4 protein-coding genes are annotated in these 3,972 nt (G+C 65.2%); all 4 read right to left on the reverse strand.

Annotated elements, in window-relative coordinates; genetic code table 11:
• Window positions 1-116: 116 nt before the first annotated feature.
• Entirely contained in the window at window positions 117-1,760 is a 1,644-nt protein-coding gene (locus tag GJV64_RS12165) for an acetolactate synthase large subunit (protein WP_164157482.1), read from the reverse strand.
• A gap of 3 nt (window positions 1,761-1,763) precedes the next feature.
• On the reverse strand, window positions 1,764-2,252 hold the full coding sequence (locus tag GJV64_RS12170; RefSeq protein WP_164157484.1) for a DUF4188 domain-containing protein: 489 nt from the start codon (window positions 2,250-2,252) through the stop codon (window positions 1,764-1,766).
• On the reverse strand, window positions 2,252-3,610 hold the full coding sequence (gene gdhA, locus GJV64_RS12175; protein WP_164157486.1) for an NADP-specific glutamate dehydrogenase: 1,359 nt from the start codon (window positions 3,608-3,610) through the stop codon (window positions 2,252-2,254). The genes GJV64_RS12170 and gdhA overlap by 1 nt, the downstream gene beginning before the upstream one ends.
• 97 nt (window positions 3,611-3,707) lie before the next feature.
• Window positions 3,708-3,972 (reverse strand): DUF3734 domain-containing protein (locus tag GJV64_RS12180; protein ID WP_205599622.1); only part of this gene is annotated, 265 nt, incomplete at its 5' end.

A 3,972-nucleotide genomic window follows, 5' to 3' on the forward strand; every position in this document is an offset into this window, starting at 1 on the left:
CGCGGTTGGCCACCAGCCAGACGCGGCCGAGCGGGCGCGCGGGTTCCGGCGGATGGGGCGGCGGTGTCATCGCTCCGGCCTGCCGCGCAACCCCGGCGCGGTCAATGGCGGCGGTCTCACAGCGCGGCGCTCAGTTCCTTGATCTCCTTGTTCAGGATGCGATCATTGTCGGCATAGTCGACCGGGCAGTCGATCAGATGGACGCCTGGCGTTTCGAGGCACTGGCGGAGCAGGCCTGGCAGCATCGCGGCGCTGGTGACGCGATGGCCGTGCGCGCCATAGGCCTGCGCATAGGCGACAAAATCCGGATTGCCATACTCCAGCCCCCAGTCCTTGAACCCCATGTTGGCCTGTTTCCAGCGGATCATGCCGTAGCTTCCGTCGTTGAGGATCAGCACGGTGAGGTTGAGGCCGAGCCGCACCGCCGTCTCCATCTCCTGGCTGTTCATCATGAAGCCGCCATCGCCGCAGATCGCCATCACCTTTCGATCGGGGTAGACCATGTTCGAGGCCATGGCACTGGGCAGCCCCGCCCCCATCGTGGCCAGCGCATTGTCGAGCAGCACGGTGTTGGGCCGGTAGGCGGTGTAGTTGCGGGCGAACCAGATCTTGTAGACGCCATTGTCGAGCGCGATGATCCCGTCTTCCGGCATCGCCTTCCTGATCTCGCTGACCAGATATTGCGGATAGATCGGAAAGCGCGTGTCGGTGATCGCTGCATCGCGGTGCGCCACTTCGGCAGCGCGGGCGGCCAGCATGGCGGAAAAATCCCAGTGCGGCTGCACCTGGATCGCCTCCTTGAGCTGCCAGACCGCGTTGGCGATGTCGCCGATCACCTCGACCTGCGGGAAATAGACCGGGTCCACCTCGGCCGAACGGAAGCTCATGTGGACGACCGTGGTGCCGTTCTGGCTCATGAAGAAGGGCGGCTTCTCGATCACGTCGTGGCCGATGTTGACGATCACGTCGGCGCGGCGGATCGCGGCATGCACGAAATCGCCGGCCGACAGCGCCGCGCAGCCGAGGAACTTCGGGTGGCGCTCGTCGATCACGCCCTTGCCCAGTTGCGTCGTCAGGAAGGGAATGCCGGTCTTCTCCACCAGCTCCAGCAGCATCTTCGACGTCATCGTGCGGTTGGCGCCGGCGCCGATCACCAGGATGGGGGATTTCGCGCTTTCGATGGCGCGCACGGCGGCCAGGATCGCCTTGCCGTCGGCGAGCGGCCGGCGCGCATAGCTGGGCTGGAACGGCACCGCGTCGGTCGGATCATGGGCGATGTCTTCCGGCAGTTCGAGGTGGGTGGCGCCGGGCTTTTCCTCCTGCGCCAACCGGAACGCCTCGCGCACCCGGGCCGGGATATTGTCGGCCGATGCCAGCTGGTGTGTGTATTTGGTGATCGGGCGCATCATGTCGACCACGTCGAGGATCTGGAAGCGGCCCTGCTTGGATCTCTTGATCGGCTTCTGCCCGGTGATCATCAGCATCGGCATGCCGCCCAGGAAGGCATAGGCGGCCGCCGTCACTAGGTTGGTGGCGCCGGGGCCCAGCGTTGCCAGGCACACGCCGGCCTTGCCGGTGTGGCGGCCATAGGTGGCGGCCATGAAGCCGGCGCCCTGTTCGTGGCGGGTGAGGATCAGGCGGATTTTCGAGCGTTCAAGGCTGTCGAGAAAGTCCAGATTCTCCTCGCCCGGCACGCCGAAGACATATTCGACCCCTTCGGCTTCCAGGCACTGCACCAGGAGGTCTGAGGCCTTGGTCATCGCTCAGTCTCCCGACACCTGCGCCTGCCGCCGCCCGTCGGCGCGGGCGCGCGGGCCGGTGGCATCCATGATGGTTCCGGCCCGGCCCAGCCCCCAGGCCGGCATGTTGTTGTAAACGCTTTCATATTGGCCAGGCTCGATCTGATAGGTCTCGTGCCAGATGCCGACGTCGCCGTTGGAGCCCACCGCCTTGTTGAAGCGCTGCCAGGCCGGCAGGTGGAGCTGGTCGCGCGACGTGGCAAAGGCCTGCAGATGATCGAGGCTGCGCCAATATTGCACCAGCATCGTGGCCGGAAAGCCGAAGTGGGTGCGGTTGTGCAGCAGGCCGAGTTCCGGCTTGCGCGACAGTTCGGCGATCATCGGGCCCATCGCACTGAAGGTGGGCAGCCAGCTGTTCAGCTTCCACACCCGGTTGATGCGGATGCCGATCAGGAACAGCACGAACGGTCCGTCGATTTCGGCGCAGATACGGCGGTCAATGATCCCGGCCATCAGACGACTCCAAACGCCAGCATGGCATCGGCCACCTTCTTGAAGCCGGCGATGTTGGCGCCCTTCACATAATCGACATGGCCATCGGCGCTTCGCCCATATTCCAGGCAGCGATCATGGATGCCCGACATGATGTCCTTCAGCATGGTCTGCAGTTCCTCTTCCTTCCAACTCATGCGGGCGGAATTCTGGCTCATCTCGAGGCCGGAGACAGCAACGCCGCCGGCGTTCGAGGCCTTGCCCGGCGCATAGAGGATGCGCGCCGCCTTGAAGACATGCACGCCATCAAGATCAGTGGGCATGTTGGCGCCTTCCGCCACCGCAGTGCAGCCGTTCTTCAGGAGGGTGCGCGCCTCCTCGCCATTGAGCTCGTTCTGGGTGGCGCAGGGCAGCGCCACGTCGCAGGGCACGCCCCAGGGCCGGGCACCACCGCCGTGGAAGGTGGCGCTCTTGAACTCGGTGGCATAATCGGAAATGCGGCCGCGCCGGTGGGTCTTGTGGGTCTTCACCCAGTCGATCTTGTCCTGCGTGATGCCATCGGGATCGTGGACGAAGCCTTCCGAATCCGACAGCGTCACCACCTTGCCGCCCAGGGCCACGATCTTCTCCGCCGCATGGGTGGCGACATTGCCGGAGCCGGAGATCACCGCGACCTTGCCGGCCACGTCCTGCCCGCGTGATTTCAGCATGTTCTGCAGGAAATAGACGGCGCCATAGCCGGTCGCCTCGGTGCGAATGAGGCTGCCGCCCCATTCCAGCCCCTTGCCGGTGAGGACGCCGGTGAAATTGTTGGTGATCCGCTTGTACTGGCCGAACATGAAGCCGATCTCGCGCCCGCCGACCCCGATGTCACCGGCCGGCACGTCGATATCGGCGCCGATGTGTCGATACAGCTCGGTCATGAAGCTTTGGCAGAAACGCATGATTTCATTGACGCTCTTGCCCTTGGGATTGAAATTGGCGCCACCCTTGCCGCCGCCCATCGGCAGGCCGGTCAGCGCGTTCTTGAAGGTCTGTTCGAAGGCCAGGAACTTCAGCACGCTTTCCGTCACCGACGGGTGGAAGCGGATGCCGCCCTTGTAGGGGCCGATCGAGTTGTTGTTCTGCACCCGCCAGCCGCGCTGAACACGGATATTGCCGTTGTCGTCCTGCCAGCAGACCCGGAAACTCACCACCCGGTCGGGCTCGGCGATGCGCCGCAAGATTTGCGCCTCGTGATATTGCACCTTGTCGCCGATGAAGTCGAAGATGTCCTCGGCCACTTCGGTGACGGCCTGCACGAACTCGCTCTGGCCGGGATTGCGGCGCTTCACCCCCTCGATGAAGCCATTCAGATCGACATGGTCAGACGCCGGCATCGCTGCTCCCCCCCGTTTTGCGCGGCCGCGGGCCGCGTGTCCGGCTGCGCCCCCGCACATTTTCCGGACCATACGAGCGTAACAGAATGTCGCAGGCTCAAGAACCGGAATGTGCTGGCTGGTTCGCCGTCGCCGGCCCGGCGGTTGCATCAAAGCTCCACACCCCCGGCCCGTCGGGCAGGCCGCGCCAGCCGCCGCGCGCCAGCATGGCGGCAACATCGGCCTCCCCCTGCTGCCAGTGGGTGCGCATCGTGGCGCGGCTGAACTCGCGGCCCTTGGCAGCGCCCTGCCAGGCGCGGTCGCGATAGATGAGTTGGGCGACCACCGCCCGACGCCCGCGCGCCACCCGGTCGAGCAATTGC

Origin of the sequence: Sandarakinorhabdus rubra (assembly GCF_010994245.1) — a bacterium.
In the GTDB taxonomy this organism is placed as follows: Bacteria; Pseudomonadota; Alphaproteobacteria; order Sphingomonadales; family Sphingomonadaceae; genus Sandarakinorhabdus; species Sandarakinorhabdus rubra.